21 protein-coding genes are annotated in these 21,815 nt (G+C 37.2%); 10 read left to right on the plus strand and 11 right to left on the minus strand.

Features of this window, described 5'->3' with window-relative positions:
* Positions 1–33: 33 nt before the first annotated feature.
* The 3 genes from AC07VK_RS05040 (at position 34) to AC07VK_RS05050 (ending at position 1,719) form a co-directional block, all read left to right on the plus strand.
* Positions 34–813, plus strand: a complete 780-nt coding sequence (locus tag AC07VK_RS05040) for an SAM hydrolase/SAM-dependent halogenase family protein (protein WP_057934213.1) — start codon at positions 34–36, stop codon at positions 811–813.
* 122 nt (positions 814–935) lie between these two features.
* Positions 936–1,520 (plus strand): hypothetical protein, encoded by a 585-nt coding sequence (locus AC07VK_RS05045; protein WP_492958786.1) that lies wholly within the window; start codon positions 936–938, stop codon positions 1,518–1,520.
* Between the two features lie 52 nt (positions 1,521–1,572).
* Positions 1,573–1,719: a hypothetical protein gene (locus AC07VK_RS05050; protein WP_492958788.1), complete on the plus strand. Its 147-nt coding sequence runs from the start codon at positions 1,573–1,575 to the stop codon at positions 1,717–1,719.
* Between the two features lie 51 nt (positions 1,720–1,770).
* On the opposite strand, the gene AC07VK_RS05055 is transcribed toward AC07VK_RS05050, so the two are convergent.
* From AC07VK_RS05055 to rpsO, 6 genes are all read right to left on the minus strand, one after another.
* The gene (locus tag AC07VK_RS05055) at positions 1,771–2,721 is read right to left on the minus strand and encodes a D-2-hydroxyacid dehydrogenase (RefSeq protein ID WP_208745924.1); all 951 of its coding nucleotides are present in this window, start codon (positions 2,719–2,721) and stop codon (positions 1,771–1,773) included.
* 62 nt (positions 2,722–2,783) lie between these two features.
* A complete protein-coding gene (gene serC / locus AC07VK_RS05060) occupies positions 2,784–3,857 on the minus strand; it encodes a 3-phosphoserine/phosphohydroxythreonine transaminase (protein ID WP_492958790.1) in 1,074 nt (357 codons plus the stop codon).
* A 211-nt stretch (positions 3,858–4,068) separates the two neighbouring features.
* On the minus strand, positions 4,069–6,495 hold the full coding sequence (locus AC07VK_RS05065; RefSeq protein ID WP_492958792.1) for a TonB-dependent receptor: 2,427 nt from the start codon (positions 6,493–6,495) through the stop codon (positions 4,069–4,071).
* 85 nt (positions 6,496–6,580) lie between these two features.
* Positions 6,581–7,252, minus strand: a complete 672-nt coding sequence (gene rpe / locus AC07VK_RS05070) for a ribulose-phosphate 3-epimerase (RefSeq protein ID WP_492958794.1) — start codon at positions 7,250–7,252, stop codon at positions 6,581–6,583.
* Between the two features lie 319 nt (positions 7,253–7,571).
* Positions 7,572–9,707, minus strand: a complete 2,136-nt coding sequence (pnp, locus tag AC07VK_RS05075; protein ID WP_492953565.1) for a polyribonucleotide nucleotidyltransferase — start codon at positions 9,705–9,707, stop codon at positions 7,572–7,574.
* 177 nt (positions 9,708–9,884) lie between these two features.
* Positions 9,885–10,169 carry a 30S ribosomal protein S15 gene (gene rpsO, locus AC07VK_RS05080; RefSeq protein ID WP_029275143.1) on the minus strand — a complete coding sequence of 95 codons (285 nt, stop codon included), beginning with the start codon at positions 10,167–10,169 and terminating at the stop codon, positions 9,885–9,887.
* 189 nt (positions 10,170–10,358) lie between these two features.
* Between rpsO and AC07VK_RS05085 the strand changes: the two genes are divergently transcribed.
* A complete protein-coding gene (locus AC07VK_RS05085) occupies positions 10,359–10,907 on the plus strand; it encodes a hypothetical protein (RefSeq protein WP_492958796.1) in 549 nt (182 codons plus the stop codon).
* Between the two features lie 99 nt (positions 10,908–11,006).
* On the opposite strand, the gene AC07VK_RS05090 is transcribed toward AC07VK_RS05085, so the two are convergent.
* Both AC07VK_RS05090 and AC07VK_RS05095 read right to left on the minus strand, forming a co-directional pair.
* Positions 11,007–11,483, minus strand: coding sequence for a hypothetical protein (locus AC07VK_RS05090; protein ID WP_057934205.1), 477 nt, complete (start codon positions 11,481–11,483; stop codon positions 11,007–11,009).
* 7 nt (positions 11,484–11,490) lie between these two features.
* Positions 11,491–11,694, minus strand: coding sequence for a hypothetical protein (locus AC07VK_RS05095; RefSeq protein WP_057934204.1), 204 nt, complete (start codon positions 11,692–11,694; stop codon positions 11,491–11,493).
* 112 nt (positions 11,695–11,806) lie between these two features.
* Here AC07VK_RS05095 and AC07VK_RS05100 point away from each other — a divergent pair, with 112 nt between their 5' ends.
* The 4 genes from AC07VK_RS05100 to AC07VK_RS05115 all read left to right on the plus strand — a co-directional run bounded on the left by AC07VK_RS05100 (position 11,807) and on the right by AC07VK_RS05115 (position 17,025).
* The gene (locus tag AC07VK_RS05100; RefSeq protein ID WP_492953568.1) at positions 11,807–12,226 is read left to right on the plus strand and encodes an acyl-CoA thioesterase; all 420 of its coding nucleotides are present in this window, start codon (positions 11,807–11,809) and stop codon (positions 12,224–12,226) included.
* 327 nt (positions 12,227–12,553) lie between these two features.
* The gene (locus AC07VK_RS05105) at positions 12,554–13,978 is read left to right on the plus strand and encodes an MATE family efflux transporter (protein ID WP_492958798.1); all 1,425 of its coding nucleotides are present in this window, start codon (positions 12,554–12,556) and stop codon (positions 13,976–13,978) included.
* A 260-nt stretch (positions 13,979–14,238) separates the two neighbouring features.
* Positions 14,239–16,026: a translation elongation factor 4 gene (lepA, locus tag AC07VK_RS05110; protein ID WP_029275149.1), complete on the plus strand. Its 1,788-nt coding sequence runs from the start codon at positions 14,239–14,241 to the stop codon at positions 16,024–16,026.
* 117 nt (positions 16,027–16,143) lie between these two features.
* Positions 16,144–17,025: a bifunctional 5,10-methylenetetrahydrofolate dehydrogenase/5,10-methenyltetrahydrofolate cyclohydrolase gene (locus tag AC07VK_RS05115; protein ID WP_492958800.1), complete on the plus strand. Its 882-nt coding sequence runs from the start codon at positions 16,144–16,146 to the stop codon at positions 17,023–17,025.
* Positions 17,026–17,180: 155 nt separating this feature from the next.
* On the opposite strand, the gene AC07VK_RS05120 is transcribed toward AC07VK_RS05115, so the two are convergent.
* Positions 17,181–17,516 carry a Rieske (2Fe-2S) protein gene (locus AC07VK_RS05120; protein WP_029275153.1) on the minus strand — a complete coding sequence of 112 codons (336 nt, stop codon included), beginning with the start codon at positions 17,514–17,516 and terminating at the stop codon, positions 17,181–17,183.
* A gap of 107 nt (positions 17,517–17,623) precedes the next feature.
* Here AC07VK_RS05120 and AC07VK_RS05125 point away from each other — a divergent pair, with 107 nt between their 5' ends.
* Both AC07VK_RS05125 and AC07VK_RS05130 read left to right on the plus strand, forming a co-directional pair.
* Complete coding sequence (locus tag AC07VK_RS05125; RefSeq protein ID WP_492958802.1) at positions 17,624–18,247, plus strand: 7-carboxy-7-deazaguanine synthase QueE; 624 nt, start codon at positions 17,624–17,626, stop codon at positions 18,245–18,247.
* Positions 18,248–18,284: 37 nt separating this feature from the next.
* A complete protein-coding gene (locus AC07VK_RS05130; protein WP_492958804.1) occupies positions 18,285–20,171 on the plus strand; it encodes an OmpA family protein in 1,887 nt (628 codons plus the stop codon).
* 94 nt (positions 20,172–20,265) lie between these two features.
* Here AC07VK_RS05130 and AC07VK_RS05135 read toward each other — a convergent pair whose 3' ends face one another.
* Both AC07VK_RS05135 and kdsA read right to left on the minus strand, forming a co-directional pair.
* A complete protein-coding gene (locus AC07VK_RS05135) occupies positions 20,266–20,982 on the minus strand; it encodes a YqjF family protein (RefSeq protein ID WP_492958806.1) in 717 nt (238 codons plus the stop codon).
* 2 nt (positions 20,983–20,984) lie between these two features.
* On the minus strand, positions 20,985–21,797 hold the full coding sequence (gene kdsA, locus AC07VK_RS05140; protein WP_025146274.1) for a 3-deoxy-8-phosphooctulonate synthase: 813 nt from the start codon (positions 21,795–21,797) through the stop codon (positions 20,985–20,987).
* Positions 21,798–21,815 lie beyond the last annotated feature (18 nt).

The following is a 21,815-nucleotide window of genomic DNA, read 5'->3' on the forward strand; positions in this document are numbered from 1 at the left end:
TACACAAGAATAAGCAATAATAATGAATTTTTAATGGGGATAATTACTTTAACAACAGATTTAGGTTCAAAAGATTTTTACCAGAGTGCCCTTAAAGGTAGTCTGTTGAGTCTTATGCCTAATGTTAATTTAGTTGATATTACCCACGAGGTTCCGTCATTCAATATTTCGTACGCAGCCTTTGTGCTAAAAAACGCTTATCCTTACTTTCCGAAGAATACGGTGCACTTAATCGGTATCGATTCTGTATACAGTGAAAACACCAAATATATTGCTGTAAAGCATCGTGATCACTTTTTTGTAGGGGCTGATAATGGTATTTTCTCCCTTCTTTTTGACGATATTCCGGAAGATGTGGTAGAACTGAACATTATGCAGGATTTGAAATATCTACACTTTCCCTTGGTTGATATTTTTGTTAAGGCAGCAACGCATTTGGCCAAGGGTGGCAAACTGAAAGACATCGGTTTACCTGTAGCAGAGATTGAGCAGAAGATGCTTTTACATCCTGTGATTGAACGGGATGTGATCCGCGGTAGTGTGGTGTATATCGATACTTTTTGCAACGTAATTACCAACATTACGAAAGATCTTTTTACCAAAATACAAAAGAACAGGGACTTTACTTTATACTTTAGAAAAAGCGAAACCATTACGCAGTTGAGCTGGCATTACAACGAAGTACAGGAAGGTGAAAAACTTTGCCTGTTCGGGATTAGTAACCACTTGGAGATTGCAATTAATAAAGGTAAAGCAAGTGGTTTATTAGGTTTGCATTTAGGTGATATTGTACGGGTGGAGTTTCATCCTTAAGAAAGTTCAGTGGTTCATTGGCTCAATGGTTCATTTGGAATAAGTGCGTAAACATACTAAAGCTATCTTCGTGTGTTCTCAATGGCAAAAGCAGAATCGTCACTTTGCTAACCAATGAACTAATGGCTAATAAACCAATAAACCAGCCAAAACAACTTTCACCCTTTTCACGTTTATATCGCATGAAGAAATATTTTTATCTGTTCTCTTTTTTGATGCTGAATCTGCAGGTTATTGCACAACAAGATACCGCTGCCTATGCAGCTCAGCGTGCTAAAGTAAATTCATTACTTGTAGAAAGAAGTAACAAGTTTGGTCAGTATGATGAAAGTTTAAACCAACGAACTGGAATATTCGGGTGGCAAACCAAACGTGATATTAAAAATTCCAATGAAATTCTTCGTCAGGTAGTTTTAACCGACAACAATATTTTCAAAGAGCTGAAAGTATTAATGGATTATAAAGATTTGCAGAACCGGCAGAAAGTAGCTGTGGCGGATAATTCTCAGGAGCGTATGGAACGTTATATGCAAACCATTAAAAAACTACAGGATCAGAATGTACAGCTGAAAGAAGATTTAGAGAAAAAGAATAAAGGAGGTTTATCAACCTACATCATCGCCTTTTTAATTTTAGTAATGGCAGGTGGATTTTATTTTTTTAGTAAAAAAATCCAGGTGTATAAAGCAGCTAAAATCAGCTCTTAAAATTAAAATAGGATTTTAACAGCTTCGTAACCATTAAAAGCATAGACAAATTATGAAAAAAGGACTGTTTAAAATCTTGGTGAAGATAAATAAGGCACTTTTACCAAGTTTGTATAAAAAAGATCCGAATAAACTTACTGCTTTTCAGAAGGCGATTTTGGGTTACCGCTATTGGGTGCTGACGAATGCGTTAGATTAGAATATAAAGACCTTATAGGTTTTCAAAACCTACAAGGTCTAGATTTATTTATTATTTCTTAAAATGCTCGATAATCAACGTCGCTAATTCCGTACCGATACGTTCTTGGGCTTCGTTGGTTGATGCACCAATATGTGGTGTTAAAGAGATTTTTGGATGGGTTAAAATTTCTGCCAATGGTGTAGGCTCGTTATCGAAAACATCTAAACCAGCAAAGGAAACTTTACCAGAATTTAGTGCCTCAATTAAAGCTGGCTCATCAATTGTTCCACCGCGTGAACAGTTTACAATACCTACTCCGTTTTTCATTTTAGCAAACTCTTCTGCACCTAAAATCGGTTTATCAGCAAATGGAGTATGTAAACTAAAGAAATCACTTCCTGTAATAACTTCATCTAAAGAAACCGTTTTGATCGGAATACTTACTGATTTTCCACCTTGGAATTCTAAAGTGATTTCAGATTCTGAAGGATATAAATCGTAAGCCAAAACATTCATACCTAAGCCTAAAGCCACCTTTGCAGTAGCACGACCGATACGTCCAAAACCGATAATACCAATGGTTTTACCACTTAATTCAGTTCCTTTAGCATAAGCTTTTTTCAAGTTATTGAATTGAGTAGAACCTTCTACAGGCATTTTACGGTTAGCATCCTGCAAGAACCTGATACCTGTAAATAAGTGAGAGAATACCAATTCAGCAACAGATAATGAAGACGCAGCTGGCGTATTTACCACATTAATGCCTTGGCTACGTGCATATTCTACATCGATATTATCCATGCCTACTCCACCTCTACCAATTAATTTGATATTGGGTACAGCATCAATTAATTCTTTTCTAACTTTTGTTGCACTACGTACAGTAATGGCATCATAGTTTTTTAATGCTTCAGCTAATTTATCCTGAGGAACGGTTTCAGTATCAACCTGGAAACCTGCTTTTTCTAATAGTTCTTTACCGATCGGGTCAATCCCATCGTTTGCTAATATTTTAATCATTGTTATTTATGATTACACAGATTAAAACGATTATATTGATAATCTGCGGTTATAATTAATTCTTAATTTGTTTTTGCCTGTTGTTCTTCAAATACCTGCATGGCATCTACCAGGGCATGTACACTTGTAATTGGCAACGCATTATACATCGACGCACGGAAACCACCTACACTTCTGTGCCCTTTAATACCCACAATACCTTGCTCTTCAGCATATTTCAAGAATGGTTTTTCCAATTCTGGGTTTTCCATTACGAAACAAACATTCATTCTAGAGCGGTCTTCAACTGCACAAGTTCCTTTAAATAATGGATTGCGGTCGATTTCTCTGTAAAGTGCTTCTGCTTTTTGTTTATTTTCTTTTTCAATCTCAGCAACGCCACCTTTCGATTTTAACCAACGTAGGTTTAATAAAGCTACATAGATTGAGAAAACAGGAGGTGTATTGTACATCGAATCGTTATCGATATGCGATTGATAGTTCAACATAGATGGAATTTTACGATCGATTTTACCTAAAACTTCATTCTTAACAATAGCGATGGTTAAACCGGCAGGGCCTACATTTTTTTGAGCTCCGGCATAAATTAAATCGAATTTAGAAACATCTATTACACGGCTCATAATATCAGAAGACATATCGCAAACAACCGGAACGTTTGTTTTAGGTACTTCGAAAAGCTCAGTTCCGTAAATGGTATTGTTTGAAGTATAGTGGAAATAAGCACTATCAGCTGGGATTTCAAAATCCTTTGGGATAAAAGTGTAGTTTGCATCTTTAGAAGAAGCAACGACATTTACATTTCCGATAAATTTAGCTTCTTTTAATGCTTTGGTTGCCCAAACACCAGTATCTAAATAACTTGCTGTTTGTCCATCGCCCAATAAGTTCATCGGAACCATTGCAAACTGTAAACTTGCACCACCTTGTAAAAATAAAACGGAATAACCCGACGGCACATTTAATAATTCCTTTACCAACTTATCAGCTTCAGCAACAACTGCCTCAAATTCGGTTGTTCTGTGCGAAATTTCTAAAATTGATAATCCATCGTTAAAATCTAAAACAGCCTGAGCTGCTTGTTTAAACACTTCTTGAGGTAAAATACAAGGGCCTGCGCCAAAATTATGCTTCATCTTATTATATAATGTTTTATGGGCGTAAATGTAAAATTTTTAAAGCAGTTATGCCCATAAAATCGTATCATAAAAAATTAAATTTTGTTAAAAATCTCGACAAAATTGAGCGTTTTGTTGCAGTTTTTGCAAAAGAATTCATTAATCAGAAAGGCAAAAAGATAAACACTGATTTTTGTCAAACCTACCAAGTTTTTAAAACCTGGTAGGTTTAGGACTTATTCTTCAACTTCACAATCAACTTCAGGTTAAACTGTCTGCCTGTTAAATAATTTGGAATAGCATACTGTACATTATCTACATCTTTTAGCCATAAGTATGAAACGGTGTTGTTGATATTCAACATATTAAAAACCTCGAAAAACAGAATAACTGAACTGAAATTCTTGTCTAAAAATTTGGGTTTGTGCAAAGCGGCGTCATCAAGGAAATCTTTGGAAAAACCGATATCTACCCGCTTGTATGATGGGATAAAAAACTTATCTAAATACCGTGGTGTTTGCGATGGACCGATCGGTAATCTTGAGCCATAAAGCGCGTTTAAGTGTACTTTATAAGTTGGACTATTTAATAATTTATCCTGGAAAAATATGGAGAAATTTAAACGCTGATCAGTTGGCCTTTTTAGATAGCCAGGATAAATCGTAGTTCCATTCTGGATATAACTATCTCCAATTATATCTTCGTTGGCATGCATAACCGACATTCTGAAATAAGAAACCAGATCCTTAACAAATTCGCCGCCAATACTGAAATCGGCACCATAAGCATAACCACGAGAGACCTCATTCGCCAGGTATTTAATTCTCAGGTTGTCTATTTTATACGGAATCAATCGGTCCGAATATTTAAAATATGCCTCAGAAGTAAACTTCAAGCGCGTTCCAAAAGCATCGAAAGCGTATTCATAACCCAGAGAAGTATTGTAAGAACTTTGCGCTTTCTGATCGATATTCAGCACGCCCGAAAAATCACGAATAGTCCGGTATGAGGGTGGCTGTTTGTAAACACCTGCGGTAAGCCTCAATATTTTATTATTCGAGTTAGGTCGATAAGCAATTAACATCCTCGGACTGATCAATAGCTGTTTGCTTAATGAACTATATGTGGCGCGTGCGCCTAATTGTAACTCTGCATAATTGGAAAGCGAATAGCTATCCTGAATATAGGCACTGTAGTTTTTAATATCGATATTGTTCTGTATGTTGATTACATTTTGTAACGTAATATTTTTCGAATTGTTGGGCAAAATGAAGCCGGCAGAATCCGTATAGTTATATTCGTTTAACTGATCGTCGTATTCAGATTTATCAAATTTTATCCCCCAGGAAAAAACATGATTATTGAAATTTTGATCTACTTTTATTTCAGAAGCGAAAATTTGTGTATTTAAACTATTTCTTCCATAATTATAATAACTGCCAATGCCCCTGTTTTTATTGATCACCCCAAAATTTTCACCTAAATAATTATTATCCACCTCATCAAAAATATAGCTGCCATTAATATCGAAACGCTCTCTTTCTACCGTACTAAAATAACTGTTAATAAACTTGATCACCAGGTTTGGTTTGGGCGAATAAGTAGCGGTAACGGCGCTTCCCAAAGTTTGGTAATCGTCTATTTCCTGTCCCATATAGTCCACATTTAGTCTTAATGTAGTGCTCAATGTTCCAAACTGGGTTTCTCTATTGGTGGGTACCAATTTAAACTGACCAAGATTAAAACTGCCCAAAAAACTGATGTTGAATTTTGATGAAAAATCATATTGATACAGGAGCTGCGCATCGGCAAAATTTGGACTATAACTTCCCTTTTCGTCCTGTTTAATTAATACACTCGAATTATTTTTATAGCGTAAACCAGCCAAAAGGAAGCTGTTTTTGAACAGCTTTTTGGTTGTTAACGAAGTATTTAAAAGACTGCTGCTAAAGATGGTTTGATTACTATCCGGTTTATCGTATTTAATATCTAAGATTGAAGAAAGTTTATCGCCATATTTCGCTTCAAAGCCACCTGCAGAGAATTTTGCTTTGCTCACCAGGTCTGAATTGATAAAACTTAGTCCCTCCTGCTGTCCATTGCGGATCAATACCGGTCGGTTAATTTCTACATCGTTAATGTAAATCAGATTTTCATCGAAATTACCTCCCCGAACGCTATACTGGGCACTGAGTTCGTTATTTGTAGATACACCTGGCAGGGTTTTGAGCATGGTTTCAAAATTCCCAGAAACCAATGGCATTGAAGAAACATCGGCAATATTAATAGTAGTAGTGTTACTTAACTGATTCTGTTTATTGGTAATGTTAACCTGTTCTAATTCATTGATATTGGCAATTAAATTTACCTGTTTGATAATGCGAGCACCCGACCGCTCACTAAATTTTATTGTTTGCGGTTGATAGCCCAAAAGCGAATATTTAATGCTAAACGTTTTCGATTTTGAATAAATGGTATATACACCAAACTCATCAGTAACTGTTGATTGTGCCTGCCCTAAAACGATTACGGTAACCTGTGCCAAGGGTAATTTTTCATCACTGTAAACTATCCCCGAAACCCTAACTAATGGCTGGGCAACCGCAAAACTGCAACCAGCAATTAAAAGGAAGAGGATTAGCCGAAATTTGAGCATTTTTAGTATCAAGACAAAAGTATCAGGTATTAAGACTGTATGCGCCTCACCCTAAAAACAATTTAGCAATAAAACATTTAACAATTTAAATATTTATAGCGCTAGTTGTTAAGCTTTTCATTTTAGAAATGGTTTCCGTTGGATTATCTGTTGCGAAAATCGCATTTCCGGCCACAAAAGCATTGGCACCTGCTGATACTAATGTAGCAATATTTTGCAAACCAACACCACCATCGATTTCGATTAATAAGTCTTCATTTACCCCTTGAATCAAAGTCTTTAAATCCTTTATTTTCTTGTAGGTATTATGGATAAAAGCTTGTCCACCAAAACCAGGATTAACCGACATAATGAGTACAAGATCAAGATCTTCAATTACATCCTGCAATAAGGTTACTGGTGTATGAGGATTTAGTGCTACACCAGCTTTGCAACCAGAAGCTTTAATTAACTGAATGGTTCTATGCAGGTGTGTGCAGGCTTCATAATGTACCGTGATCCTATCCGCTCCTGCTTTGGCAAAATCCTGAACATATTTATCTGGCTCAACAATCATTAAATGTACATCTAAAGCTTTGGTCGCATGCTTTTTTACAGCAGCCATGATGGGAAAACCAAAAGAAATGTTTGGAACGAAAACACCATCCATCACATCAACGTGGAACCAATCGGCCTCGCTGTGGTTAATCATTTCAATATCTCGTTGTAAATTGCCGAAATCGGCAGAAAGTATGGATGGGGCAATGATGTATTTCATTTCTTTTATAATTCCGTCATTGCGAGGCACGAAGCAATCTTTTAAAATAGTCTACTTGAAGATTGCTTCGTGCCTCGCAATGACGATTTGTTTGTACGATTTACTAAGAATGCAAGTTACGAAAGAAGTCCGAAAGTTTTTAGTCAGAAAGCCCGAAGTTAAATTTTTACATAAAATAAAAACCCTTCCAGTAAAACTGAAAGGGTTTTATTATTTGTGTCGTCACCCTGAACCGAGCCTTAGCGAGCTCACCGAAGGTAATTTATTTCAGGGTCTATTAAACAGATGCTGAATCAAGTTCAGCGTGACGTATTGATTATTACGCTTGTGGCGCTGCTGGTTTTTCCGGTCTTGGCAATAAAACTTTACGAGAAAGTTTCATTTTACCTTGCTTATCGATGTCTAATAATTTAACCTCGATTTTATCACCTTCTTTTAATACACCATCCATGGTTTCTAAACGTTCCCATGAAATTTCAGAGATGTGCAATAAACCATCTTTACCTGGCATCACCTCAACAAATGCACCGAATGGCATAATTGATTTTACTTTACCTTGGTAAACTTCGCCGATTTCTGGCTTAGCTACGATATTACGGATACGGGTAACCGCTGCATCGATAGCTGCTTTGTTATCTGCAAATACTTCTACAATACCTTTGCCATCAACTTCTTCGATAGAGATTGAAGCACCGGTTTCACGTTGCATTTCCTGGATAATTTTACCTCCAGGGCCGATAATTGCACCGATAAATTCTTTATCAATAGTTAAAGAAACAATACGTGGTGCATGTGGTTTGTAATCTTCGTTAGGCGAGCTGATGGTTTTCTTCATCTCGTTTAAGATGTGTAAACGACCTTCTTTAGCCTGTAACAAAGCTTTGGTTAAAACTTCGTAAGATAAGCCATTGATTTTTAAGTCCATCTGGCAAGCAACGATACCGTGTTCAGTACCAGTTACTTTAAAGTCCATATCACCTAAGTGGTCTTCATCACCTAAAATATCAGAAAGGATTGCATATTTACCGGTTTTCTCGTCGGTAATTAAACCCATTGCGATACCTGAAACTGGAGATTTAATTTTAATACCTGCATCCATTAATGCTAATGTACCAGCACAAACAGTTGCCATTGATGATGAACCGTTAGATTCTAAGATATCAGAAACAATACGGATGGTATAAGGATTTGCTTCACCTTGAGGCAATACTTTTTTCAATGAACGTTGTGCTAAAGCACCGTGACCAATTTCGCGACGGCCAGCGCCTCTGTTTGGTCTAACCTCGCCAGTTGAGAAACCAGGGAAATTATAGTGCAATAAGAATTTGTTGTAACCATTAAAGAAAGCACCATCAATCATTTGCTCATCATCTTTACTACCTAAAGTAACTGAAGTTAATGATTGTGTTTCGCCACGTGTAAATACAGCCGAACCGTGAGCAGCAGGTAAATAACCAACTTCACTCCAGATCGGGCGGATTTCGGTAGTCTTACGGCCATCTAAACGGATACCTTCATCTAACAATAGGTTTCTGATGGCATCGTACTGAACATCATGATAATAATGTTTAGCCATTGCTTTAGTTAAATCTGCAGTATCTTCTGGCATAGCCTCGAAGAATTCGTTAATAATTGCAGTGAAACCTTCTTTACGGACATCTTTATTGCCGCCAGCTTTTGCTACGGCATAAACTTTATCGTAAGTATCAGCATAAACCTTAGCTTTTAAATCGGCATCATGATCTTCGTGGCTGTATTCGCGTTTAACGGTTTTGCCAGTAGCCTCAGTTAATTCAACCTGAACTGCACATTGAACTTTAATTGCATCGTGTGCAAATTTTAAAGCCTCAACCATTTCATCTTCCTGAATTTCATCACACTCACCCTCAACCATGCCTATATCGTTAGCCGAACCAGCAACCATAAACTCTAAAGTTGCACGCTCTAATTGGCTAGCTAATGGATTGATTACCAGTTTACCATCAATTTTCGCTACACGTACTTCAGAAATCGGACCGTTGAAAGGAATATCAGATACCGATAATGCAGCTGATGCTGCTAAACCTGCCAAACAATCAGGCATAATATCTTTATCAGCAGAGATTAAAGAAATCATCACCTGTGTATCAGAGTGATAATCACTTGGAAACATTGGGCGTAAAGCTCTATCCACCAAACGAGAGATTAAAACCTCGTAATCAGATAACCTTGCTTCACGACGTAAAAAGCCTCCTGGAATACGGCCTGTAGCCGCATATTTTTCCTGATAATCAACCGATAATGGTAAAAAATCAGTACCTGGCTTAGCACCAACAGTAGATACAACTGTTGCCAACAACATTGTATCGCCCATTTTTACTACAACCGAACCATCAGCTTGTTTAGCCAGTTTACCCGTTTCAATTTCTACAATTCTGCCATCGCCCAAATCGAACGATTTTTTTATTACATTCATTTAATTAGAATTATGGTGTGTTTTCCTCTTTCTACACACCGTTGTTTATATATGTTTTTGTTTTTGCAAACGAAGATAGGATTAAAAAAGCCTATCTATAATAAAACCCGTTAAAAAAATTAACAGGGAATTAAAAAGCCATTCCCTAAAGAATGGCTTTTATCGATAAACTTGCGCTTATTTTTGTTTGATGATATCACGAAGCGATAAAGCTTTGATGATAGCACGATAGCGCTCAATATCTTTTTTGTATAGGTAAGCCAAAATACCGCGGCGTTTACCTACCAATTTTTGAAGTGACAACTGGGTAGAGAAATCTTTACGATTTTTCTTTAAGTGTTCCGTTAAGTGCGCAATACGGTATGTAAATAACGCTACTTGACCTTCTGCAGAACCAGTGTTGGTTTCTACTTTGCCGTGTTCTTTAAAGATTACAGCTTTTTTCTCTGGACTTAAATACATTCTTGAATAATATTAAAGCAATAAAAAATTAATTAATTGTGGCGCAAAGATAAGGCTATTTTTATTTATAAGCAAGTGCCTGTTATTATTATCTTTCTTGTGTATTCGACGTTTTGGAAATATTCAGCACGTTATTGGTTCAACAACTGATATTTTCTATTTTAGATTGAATTTAAAACCTCATGAAATATGCAGAAAGCGCAAAATAAGTCCAAGTTATCATTAAATACCGTGGTTGGTTTATGTGCAATTGTAACCAGTGTTTGTGCCATTATTATAACCTTATATCAAACCAGGTTGCAAAAAGTTCAGCAATATGCTTCTGTGAAACCCCTGCTTATGAGTTATTCAAACAGTTTTTCGGACATGAAAAAAACTGGGGAAGATAATTATCATTATGAGTTTCTGATCGTAAACCAAGGCCTTGGTCCAGCGATTGTATCTGATTACGATTTTTATTATAAATCAAAACGTTATAAAAATATAGCCGAAATTCTTAAACAAATAAAAAAGGATCACGGTTTAGAGGCTACTAAATCAGTAGTCCTGGCTAATCTTTGGAAAAACGAAATTTTGCCTGTCGGCGAAAAATTAAGTCTGATCAATATAAATGATGAACACCTTGGTCCACTTGTAGAAAAAGCTAATATTAAAATTATGGTTCAATATAAATCGCTTTATGGAGAAGAATGGCGTTTTATCAGTAACGATAAAGCTGGGCCACAGGAAATTGATTAAATTTTAATTTATCATTTTTTAAAAAGCAAATTCAGTTCTACATCGTTTGCTATCCTCTCGCCCTAAGTCCGGTTTAGGTACAAAGACGTTGCAATTAACTTAATTTCTTTTATTAATGCGCTCTAATTCCAAAACATCCAATTGGTCTTTAGGTCTGTTTGTTGCCCGCTTATTGTCTAAAAGGTGGTTGTAATGAAGAAATCTGGCTTTAATTCCATTTATTTCATCAACTGTAGCCATTTCAAAATATTCATTAAATTTCTGTTTATCCAACCCAGGGATATCGGTCATTAGATCTGCATACATGCCATCATCCATTAAGACTTCACAATAGCCTGCTATAATTGGAACGTCTAACAACATATCGTACCGGCCGTAACCCATTTTATCTAAGGCGTAAATAAGGTTTTGCCTGTTCTCTTTTGTGTCTTTTAAGTAAATGTCTAAATCGCCTGTAGTACGGTTGTAACCATATCGATTAACGGCAAAGCCGCCAACAATTAGATAATTGACGTTAAAATGCTCAAATGTTTCTAGTAACAAAAGCATTTCAGGATTTTCTTTATCAAAAGACATAAACCAATTAAATTGATGGCTTACGGATTACAAGCCCTTTGCCTTGCGGAGATTTTAGTGGCTTGCCGCCATTCATGGTAACCGAAATATTATTAAGCTGCAGAACGCTAAAAAAACGCTGCTCAGGGGTGCGACTCAAATAAATAGCATCACGTTCCTCAACGATTGTTTCGCGCGGAGTATTAATATCATATAATTTGAGTTTTCCCATTTCATATCAAAAATACGAAAAATTGTCAAGTAATACATTACATCATGTTCACATTTGTCAAGTGTACTTTACATTCAGTCATTATTAATACTTTTGCACAAAACATTTACCCTTGGAAAAAAATCAATACAGCATTTTCGAAAGTGAATTACGGGTTCGTCCTGATGATATCGATATGTTTAACCATGTACATAATAGTAAATACCTTGATTATGTACTGGCAGCACGTTATGAGCAAATGGAAAAATTCTACGGTATGCCTTGGGAGCATTTTACCAAACAGGGGCTGGGCTGGGTTGTAAGCCATGTTGACATTAATTTTAAACGCCCATTGTTAATGAATGACTTAATGCTGATTAGGACTGGTATTTTAACGATGAACGATAAAGGTTGTTCGGTTCAATTCGAAATCGTTAATCGAAAAACTGGAAAAGTGGCTTCAGATGGCATTTTTGATTACGTATTGATTGATTTAACTACTGGCCGTGGAACAAAGGTTTCAGAAGAAATGATTAAAGCCTATAGTATATAAGTGTTCGACTACGCTCAGACTGATAGCTGTTAAATAGTCTCCGTGATAAAAAAAAACACTCGTAAATCCAGCTGGATGGTCTGTGAGACACAGACCATGGATAACAATAAAAAATTAATCACTTTACAAAAAATAGTCATCTAAATTTGACAATTCAAAATTTTATCTATCTTTGGTTCATCAAAAAGAACAGAGCCATGATAGTATCTGCAATCCGTTTGAGGTTCTAAATAACCGAGGATTCCCTCCCCTTTCAATTTTTAGATATGTACGCTTAAAGGCGTATCATTGTTTTATATCCTTACACTTTACCTTATTATTTATTATATGTCACAGTCAACAAAGACGCAGGGCAAACTTTCGTCTTTTTTCGATATCCTCGTCCAATCTTTAAAAGGTCATGAGGTTGATTTAACTTCAATTAGTATCAAACGCGCAATTATTTTATTGGCCATTCCAATGATGCTGGAAATGGCTATGGAGTCGGTTTTTGCCTTAGTCGATCTGTATTTTGTAGGGCACTTAGAAAACAGTAGTCACGCCATACAAACCGTTGGTTTAACAGAATCGGTGTTAACCATTATTTACTCATTGGCCATCGGGTTGAGTATGGCCGCGACAGCGGTGGTTGCCAGGAGAATTGGCGAGAAAAATCCGGAAGCGGCATCAAAAGCCGGTATGCAGACGATTGTAATTGCGGTTTTCGTTAACATTATCATCAGTATTCTGGGCTTAATTTACGCCAGAGATATTCTATTGCTCATGGGGGCTTCAGCTGAAACAGTTGCTCAAGGCGTTCCATTTGTCCGGATTATGATGGGTGGAAGTATCATTATTGTACTCTTATTCTTAATCAATGGGATTTTTAGAGGGGCAGGTAATGCGGCCATCGCCATGAGGAGTTTATGGATCGCCAATATTGCGAATATCATCCTCTGCCCTATTTTTATCAATGGTTTAGGGCCAATACCTGCATTTGGTTTAACAGGTGCTGCCATTGCCACAACAATTGGCCGCGGTTTGGGTGTTACTTATCAGTTTTATAATCTGTTCAGTGGTAAAAACATATTAAAAATACGCATTAGTCACTTCTTGCCTGATTTTACCCAGATTAAAGCCATCGTTAAGATTGCCGCTCCGGCTATTTTTCAGTTCGTAATTGCGAGTTGTAGCTGGGTGTTTTTGGCAGAACTTGTTGCCACTACCGGTGGCGATACTGGGTCGGCGGGTTACCAAACAGCACTACGGCTCATGATGTTTTTTATGTTGCCAGCCTGGGGCTTAAGCAATGCAGCCGCTACCTTGGTTGGTCAGAATTTGGGCGCTGGCCATATAGACCGCGCTGAAAAATCGGTATTCCAAACCTTGAAATACATTATTATTTTCATGGCAGTAGTAAGTGTACTGTTCTTAACCTGTGGACATTTGTTCGCGGCATTTTTTACATCAGATGAAATTGTAATTGCCGTTGCAAGCAAAGCTTTAAAAATTTTAAGTATTGGTTTTGTGATTTATGGAGCTGCGATGGTATTCAGTAGTGCCTTTAATGGCGCTGGCGATACCTGGACGCCTACCAAAATTAATGTTTTTGCCTTTTGGTTGTTCCAGATTCCTTTGGCTTACTTTTTGGCCAAATTTTTGGAAATGGGCCCAACAGGTGTTTTTATTGCCATCCCAACGGCCGAAGCAGGTATTGCCATAGCAGCATTTATCCTGTTCAAAAAGGGTAAATGGAAGAAAACAATGGTTTAATTTTATGTAATATAAAAGCTTAATAGACAGCTCGTCATTGCAGCCTATTAATTTACTAAAATCAACCCCTCATAAATATTGGTTTTTAAGAAATTAACCTCCCCTCTGGGCGGCACTCACTAAAAAATATATCGTGGAAAGCAGGACTGCAGTAACCGAAGAAACCTTGTTTTTGCTTTCCAAAACAGTAAAAAAATGGCAAACATGCTTTCCATTTTCCCTCTTACATTTTCCATTAAAAAGCATATCTTTGCGCAAAGATGAAGCATATACGTAATTTTTGCATTATTGCACATATTGACCACGGTAAAAGTACTTTGGCTGATAGGTTATTAGAATACACCGAGACAATTTCAAAGCGTGAGGCGCAGGCACAATTGCTCGATAACATGGATTTAGAGCGTGAGAGAGGCATAACAATTAAAAGTCATGCCATACAAATGAACTATAAAGTTGGTGATATTGAATATAATTTCAACCTGATTGATACACCTGGACACGTAGATTTTTCGTACGAAGTTTCGCGTTCCATCGCCGCCTGTGAGGGTGCATTGCTTATTGTTGATGCTTCGCAAGGTATTCAGGCACAGACCATTTCTAACTTATATTTAGCGCTTGAACACGACCTTGAAATTATTCCGATTTTAAATAAAATGGATTTACCTGGGGCAATGCCCGAGGAAGTAAAAGACCAGATTATTGATTTAATTGGATGCAAACGAGAAGATATTATTCCTGCATCGGGTAAAACCGGTATGGGTATTCCTGATATAATCCAGGCAATTGTAGACCGCGTTCCAGCTCCGGTTGGTGATCCGGAAGCACCTTTGCAAGCTTTGATCTTCGACTCTGTTTTTAATTCATTCAGGGGAATTATTGCTTATTATAAAGTAGTAAACGGCGAAATTAAAAAAGGCGACAAAGTAAAATTCATTAATACTGGTAAAGAATATCTGGCCGATGAGGTTGGTATTTTGAAGCTAGATATGTCGCCGCGTAGTGTGGTGAAAACCGGAGATGTGGGTTACATTATTTCTGGAATTAAAGAAGCCAGAGAGGTAAAAGTTGGTGATACGATTACGACTGTTGCCAGGCCTTCGTTAGATGCCATTCAAGGTTTCGAAGAGGTTAAACCAATGGTTTTTGCGGGTATTTACCCTGTTGATACGGATGAATTTGAAGAATTGCGCGAAGCCATGCACAAGTTGCAGTTGAATGACGCTTCTATCGTTTTCGAACCTGAAAGTTCTGCCGCATTAGGATTTGGTTTCCGTTGTGGTTTCTTAGGAATGCTGCACATGGAGATTATCCAGGAGCGTTTAGAACGTGAGTTCGATATGACGGTAATTACAACAGTTCCCAACGTATCATACATTGCGCACACTACAAAAGGCGATGAGTTTATTGTAAATAATCCGTCTGATTTGCCAGATCCAAGTAAGTTGGATTCGGTTGAAGAACCATATATTAAAGCAAATATTATTACCAAGGCTGACTTTGTTGGTCCAATAATGTCGCTTTGTATCCAAAAACGGGGAGCGATCATTAATCAATCATATCTAACTTCAGACAGGGTTGAACTGGTTTTCGAGATGCCCATGGCCGAAATCGTATTCGATTTTTATGATAGGCTAAAAACACTTTCTAAAGGATACGCTTCGTTTGATTATCACCAGATTGGTTATCGTAAATCTGATTTGGTGCGATTAGATTTATTGTTAAATGATGAGCCTGTTGATGCTTTATCATCGTTAATCCATAGAAGTAATGCTTACGATTTCGGAAAGAAAATCTGCGAGAAATTAAGAGAATTAATCCCTCGTCAACAATTCGAGATTAAAATACAGGCGTCTATCGGCGCTAAAGTTATTGCCCGCGAAACGCTAAGCGCTTTACGTAAGGATGTAACAGCTAAATGTTATGGTGGTGATATTTCCCGTAAACGTAAATTATTGGAAAAGCAGAAAAAAGGTAAAAAACGTATGCGCCAGGTTGGAAACGTAGAGATTCCACAAAGTGCTTTTATGGCGGTTTTGAAATTAGATTAATACATAGTATCAAGATACCAGTATTAGGTATCAAGATAAAAATATAGTTAAAGCACAGTGATGATTGAGTTGACCATTGGTCTTGATACTTGATTCTCACTACTCGATACTTTTAGAATGAAATTATTAGACGGTAAATACGTATCAGAAAAGATTAAAGTTCAAATTGCAGAAGAAGCTGCAGAATTTTTAAGTAAAAGTGGTCGCAAGCCGCATTTGGTTGCCATTTTAGTGGGCAATGATGGTGGTAGCGAAACTTATGTGGCCAGTAAGATGAAAAACTGCGAAAAAGTTGGTTTTAAATCGTCACTGCATAGATATGATAATTCAGTAACTGAAGCTGAGTTATTAGCGAAAATTGAAGAAATTAATCAGGATGATGATGTAGACGGTTTAATTGTTCAATTGCCTTTGCCAAAACACATCGATCCGGAAAAAGTTACCGAAAAAATCGATCATCGTAAAGATGTGGATGGTTTCCACCCGGTAAATTTGGGTAGGATGATGCGCAACCTGCCTTGCTTTATCCCGGCTACCCCTTATGGTATTTTATTGATGCTACAGGAATACAATATCGATACGACCGGAATGCATTGTGTTGTTGTGGGGCGCAGTAATATTGTTGGTAGCCCAATGAGTATTTTAATGGCCCGTAATGCCAATCCAGGCAATTGTACCGTAACACTTACCCACTCACGTACTAAAGATTTAAAAGAACAGGTTCTCCAAGCTGATATTGTGATTGCGGCTATTGGTAAAAAGAATTTTGTTACGGCTGATATGGTAAAACCTGGCGCCATTATTATCGATGTAGGTATTAACCGCGAAACCTCTACCGAAACCAAATCTGGCTTTAAGTTATATGGTGATGTAGATTTCGAAAACGTAGCACCTAAGGCTTCATACATTACGCCTGTTCCTGGTGGTGTGGGTTTAATGACTATTGTTGGTTTATTGAAAAATACTTTAGCATCGGCTAGAAAAGAGATATACGCTTAGCGGTAGAAGGTTGAAAGGTATAGAGTTGAAAGGTGGAGGGTTTAAGGTAAACCCATTGCAGAAGAAATATCAAAGGCGGTTCAAGAAATTGAGCCGCTTTTTTTGTTAGGCGGGAATTCACCAATAAACTAATGACAAATGAATTAGTGAACCAATCACCCCCAAAGTTTACTCCACCAGCTTTCTTCAAAACCGATATAGAGGCCATCTTCGCGTAATTCCGTTGGATAGATGTTGATATAATCACCTTGTCCCTCTGCTCCCCTTCCCGTGGTTAAACTGTATTCGTACCGATGGATTGGACAAACCAGGTGCCCGTTTTTGCACCAGCCACCACTAAAATGCCCTCCAGCATGCGGACAATGCGATTGGGTTGCGGTAATTTTGTCTTCATTATTAATCAAACAAATTTGTTTTCCTGCAACTTCAATTGTTTTAATTGTATCAGGACGGGGTATTTGATTATTATTTAGCGCCTTAAACCACTTCATACAGCTAAAATACGGCAAATAAATATCAGTCTTATTTCATCTTTGCATTAAATTTTAAAAGAGGAACAGCATCACCATATTTTTTTAGGATATTTGCATCCTCAAAAATGAAACAAGATATACCAGAAGACGGCACATTACTTCCTTTAATGGAAGAATTTTATACCATACAGGGCGAAGGATTTAATACTGGTAAAGCAGCTTATTTTATCCGTTTAGGGGGCTGCGATGTAGGCTGCCATTGGTGCGATGTGAAAGAAAGCTGGGATGCCGAAATGCACCCACTTACGGCTTCAGATGTAATTGTTGAAAACGCCGATAAATTCCCTGGTAAGGCTGTTGTAATTACCGGTGGTGAACCCTTGATTTATAACCTGGATTATTTAACCAACAAATTAAAAGAAAGAGGTATTCTTACCTTTATCGAAACATCTGGTGCTTACCCTCTTTCTGGAAATTGGGACTGGATCTGTTTATCACCAAAGAAATTTAAAGCACCAAGGCCGGATATCACACCTTTTGCGCACGAATTAAAAGTGATCGTTTTTAATAAAAGCGATTTTAAATGGGCTGAAGAATACGCGGCGATGGTATCTCCTACCTGTAAACTATATCTCCAGCCCGAATGGTCTAAATCAAAAGAAATTATACCATTAATTATTGATTATGTAATGGCAAACCCAAAATGGGAAATTTCATTACAAACGCACAAATTTTTAAATATTCCTTAAAAACAATACATTAGCTTTATAACCAAATGTTAATGTAATGAAATTTCGCTTAGCCCTCTTCTTTAGCATACTGAGTATTTATTGTTTTGGGCAAAGCTCCCTGAATAAAAAAGCACAGGTTTTTTTTGAAAAAGCAGGTCCATTTATTGATAAATTGGATTATGCTGCTGCCGAACAGGTATTAAAAAGTGCAGTTGAAGCTGATCCGTTATTTCAAAATGCCTACATTGTGCTTGCTGGCGTTTATAAAACACAAAAAAAGTATGCTGATGCCAAAGCCGCTTACGAAAAAGCCATATTGATCAATAAAACGGTAGCTCCGGCTGTAATTTATGGCTTGGCTGAAACCGAATTTGCAAGTCAGGATTATTTAAAATCGAAACAGCATTTTAATGAATTTTTGATATTAGATCCTTCATCTGATAGAGCAAGAAGAGCAAAGAAATATCTTTTAGATTGTGATTTCGCTGCCACAGCAATTAATAAACCCGTAAAATATAGTCCAACAAATTTAGGTGAAGGTGTAAATACAACAGATGCTGAGTACTTTCCTTCCATAACTGCTGATGGCGAAACCTTGGTTTTTACCCGCCAGGTAAATGGTAATGAAGATTTCTGGACATCACAGCTTAAAAACAGTAAATGGGATGTCGCTACTCCCTTATCCAGCAAAATAAATACTGCCCGATACAATGAAGGGGCGCAAACCATTTCACCTGATGGGAAGTACCTTTTTTTTACTGGATGCAACCGACCGGATGGTCTAGGTAGATGTGATATTTATGTTTCACACCGTGAAGGAAAAGATTGGGGTGAACCTTATAATATTGGCAAACCCGTTAATTCAGAATATTGGGAATCACAACCGGCAATCAGTCCCGATGGAAGAACTTTGTATTTTATAAGTAACAGACCGGGCGGATCTGGAGGTTACGATATCTGGAAAAGCACCATTACCGATGATGCCAAATGGGGACCTGCCATTAATCTTGGTCCAGAGATCAATACCGCTTTTGATGAGAACACCCCTTTTTTACATGTAGACGGTAAAACCTTGTATTTTTCTTCTGATGGTTGGCCAGGTTTCGGAAACAAAGATATTTATTACAGCCGGCAGGAAAATGATGGTAGATGGCAAAAGCCCACCAATATGGGGTATCCGATCAATTCTTATGAAGATGAAAGTGGTTTGGTAGTAAGTGCTGATGGAAGTTTCGGTTTGTTTTCTTCGAATTTAAAAGGAGGATTTGGTTTACAGGATATTTATAGCTTTGGAATTCCTGAAGTTGCTAAACCGCTCAAGATTTCTTATGTAAAAGGAATAGTAAGAGACCGGGATACTAAAAAAACGATCGAAAGTAATGTTCAGGTGGTAGATTTGAAAAGCAATAAAACTGTTTTCGATGATTATACTGATCCAGAAACCGGTCAGTTTTTAGCGGTAATGCCTGTTGGGAGTAATTATCTGTTTAATGTAAATGCCGAAGGTTACATGTTTTACTCTGAAAACTTTGAGCTCAAGGCAGGAGATATCAATAAACCTTACCAGATTGAAGTTTACATCGAGAAAATAAAGCAAGGTGGAAATGTAACGTTAAGAAACATTTTCTTTGATACCAATAAGTTTAATCTTTTGCCCGCCTCTATCCGTGAACTGGATCTACTTATCGATTTTTTGCATCAAAATGAAAACGTACAAATTGAGATTCAAGGACATACCGATAATGTTGGCGATGATAAACTGAACGAAAAGTTATCTTTTAACCGTGCAAATGCTGTTTATGAATACCTGATTAAAAATAGTATTAATGCTAAAAGGCTTACCTTTAAGGGCTTTGGAGCAAGTAAACCGATCGCTGATAATAAAACTGAATCAGGTAGGAAAAACAATCGTAGAACTTCATTTGTGATTACAAAGATTTAATCAGGCGTTCGTCGTTCTGAACTTGTTTCAGAACCTTTTATGCTATATTAGACCCTGAAATAAATCAGGGTGACGCATGGAGTAAGGATCTAGATTAAAACTTCTTTCCTTTTAGTACCCTTATTTCAGAGCCTTCAGCCAAGAATACAGAATCAGGCTTAGTATCGTTTAAAAAAGAAAAATCATTTCCGTAGTTAATTCCAAAATCGACATTGATTTTATAATCTTTTACCGGATAAGCTTGCCAGCGTGGATGTTCAACACCGTATTCAGATGTTTTACTTGCGCTGATCTTAGTATAACCCCAATAATGTTCTGTAATAAATTCTTCTTCGCTACCAACTCGTATTTCTTCTGCCTTTGAAGAGGCTATAACTGAAAAATTATGCCAGGTTCGGTTCTTCCAGCGATAATCTACCTCAAGCTGATGTTCTTGTTCAATCCAAACATGTTTCATCGGAAATGTTTGGTAATTTTCCTTATAAATGGTGTTAGCTACAAAGGTGATGGCAGGCTTGGGTACAAATTCTTTAATAAATACCACGCCTCTTTTCCATGTATCTCCATCTTTAAATTTAACATAGAACCTTAAGTTAACTTCTTCAAAATTGGTATGGAAGGGAATATTAAAGCCTCGGAGTTTAACATCAACAAACATAAAGCCGACTAAACTCACATAATACTTGCCCTGCCAATCATCCAGTACAGTATGTGCGGGCAAGTATTTCGAAAGTATTTCTTTATCTACAGTATACTGAGCCAAAGCCAGTTTACGCCATTCGGCAGTGAGAAATACTTTCGGATTGTTCAAGATTATAATATAGCTTGTCTGATTCGGATCAGTTTGGTTAATGTTTCTTCCAACAGGTCTAAATGTAACATATTGGCACCATCCGATTTTGCATTTGCAGGATCAGGGTGTGTTTCAATAAATAAGCCATCTGCTCCTACTGCAATTGCTGCTTTAGCGATAGTCGAAATTAATTCTGGTTTACCACCAGTAACACCACTACTTTGATTAGGTTGTTGTAAGGAATGTGTGCAATCCATCACTACCGGAACGCCGAAACTTTGCATTTCGGGTAAACCACGGTAATCAACAATCAGATCCTGATAACCAAAAGTATTACCTCTATCTGTTAAAATCACTTTGTTGTTTCCGGCTTCTTTTACCTTCTCAACTGCAAATTTCATTGAACCTGCAGAAAGGAACTGACCTTTTTTAACGTTTACTACTTTTCCGGTTTCGGCGGCAGCAATTAATAGATCAGTTTGGCGACATAAAAATGCAGGGATCTGCAATACATCTACATAAGCAGCTGCCATTGCGGCCTCGCCACTTTCATGGATATCGGTAACCGTTGGTACACCAAATTCTCTACCAATCCTTTCTAAAATGCGTAAAGCTTTTTCATCGCCAATGCCTGTAAAAGAACTTCCTTTGCTTCTATTTGCTTTTCGGTACGAACCTTTAAAAATGTATGGAATCTGAAGTTTATCCGTAATTGTAATGATCTTTTCGGCAATTCTCATGGCAATATCCTCGCCTTCAATAGCGCATGGACCAGCCATTAAAAAGAAATTTCCCGAATCTGTATTTTTTAATTTATCTAAATAGTTGAGCATAGTTGAGATCTGAGATGT

The sequence above is a fragment of the Pedobacter sp. GW821-FHT01D05 genome (assembly GCF_059422505.1).

Bases quoted from the DNA above. Each gene is read 5' to 3' on its own strand.
- AC07VK_RS05040 (WP_057934213.1), top strand. From the start codon at position 34: ATGGGGATAATTACTTTAACAACAGATTTAGGTTCAAAAGATTTTTAC.
- AC07VK_RS05045 (WP_492958786.1), top strand. From the start codon at position 936: ATGGCTAATAAACCAATAAACCAGCCAAAACAACTTTCACCCTTTTCA.
- AC07VK_RS05050 (WP_492958788.1), top strand. From the start codon at position 1,573: ATGAAAAAAGGACTGTTTAAAATCTTGGTGAAGATAAATAAGGCACTT.
- AC07VK_RS05055 (WP_208745924.1), bottom strand. From the start codon at position 2,721: ATGATTAAAATATTAGCAAACGATGGGATTGACCCGATCGGTAAAGAA.
- serC (WP_492958790.1), bottom strand. From the start codon at position 3,857: ATGAAGCATAATTTTGGCGCAGGCCCTTGTATTTTACCTCAAGAAGTG.
- AC07VK_RS05065 (WP_492958792.1), bottom strand. From the start codon at position 6,495: ATGCTCAAATTTCGGCTAATCCTCTTCCTTTTAATTGCTGGTTGCAGT.
- rpe (WP_492958794.1), bottom strand. From the start codon at position 7,252: ATGAAATACATCATTGCCCCATCCATACTTTCTGCCGATTTCGGCAAT.
- pnp (WP_492953565.1), bottom strand. From the start codon at position 9,707: ATGAATGTAATAAAAAAATCGTTCGATTTGGGCGATGGCAGAATTGTA.
- rpsO (WP_029275143.1), bottom strand. From the start codon at position 10,169: ATGTATTTAAGTCCAGAGAAAAAAGCTGTAATCTTTAAAGAACACGGC.
- AC07VK_RS05085 (WP_492958796.1), top strand. From the start codon at position 10,359: ATGCAGAAAGCGCAAAATAAGTCCAAGTTATCATTAAATACCGTGGTT.
- AC07VK_RS05090 (WP_057934205.1), bottom strand. From the start codon at position 11,483: ATGTCTTTTGATAAAGAAAATCCTGAAATGCTTTTGTTACTAGAAACA.
- AC07VK_RS05095 (WP_057934204.1), bottom strand. From the start codon at position 11,694: ATGGGAAAACTCAAATTATATGATATTAATACTCCGCGCGAAACAATC.
- AC07VK_RS05105 (WP_492958798.1), top strand. From the start codon at position 12,554: ATGTCACAGTCAACAAAGACGCAGGGCAAACTTTCGTCTTTTTTCGAT.
- lepA (WP_029275149.1), top strand. From the start codon at position 14,239: ATGAAGCATATACGTAATTTTTGCATTATTGCACATATTGACCACGGT.
- AC07VK_RS05115 (WP_492958800.1), top strand. From the start codon at position 16,144: ATGAAATTATTAGACGGTAAATACGTATCAGAAAAGATTAAAGTTCAA.
- AC07VK_RS05120 (WP_029275153.1), bottom strand. From the start codon at position 17,516: ATGAAGTGGTTTAAGGCGCTAAATAATAATCAAATACCCCGTCCTGAT.
- AC07VK_RS05125 (WP_492958802.1), top strand. From the start codon at position 17,624: ATGAAACAAGATATACCAGAAGACGGCACATTACTTCCTTTAATGGAA.
- AC07VK_RS05130 (WP_492958804.1), top strand. From the start codon at position 18,285: ATGAAATTTCGCTTAGCCCTCTTCTTTAGCATACTGAGTATTTATTGT.
- kdsA (WP_025146274.1), bottom strand. From the start codon at position 21,797: ATGCTCAACTATTTAGATAAATTAAAAAATACAGATTCGGGAAATTTC.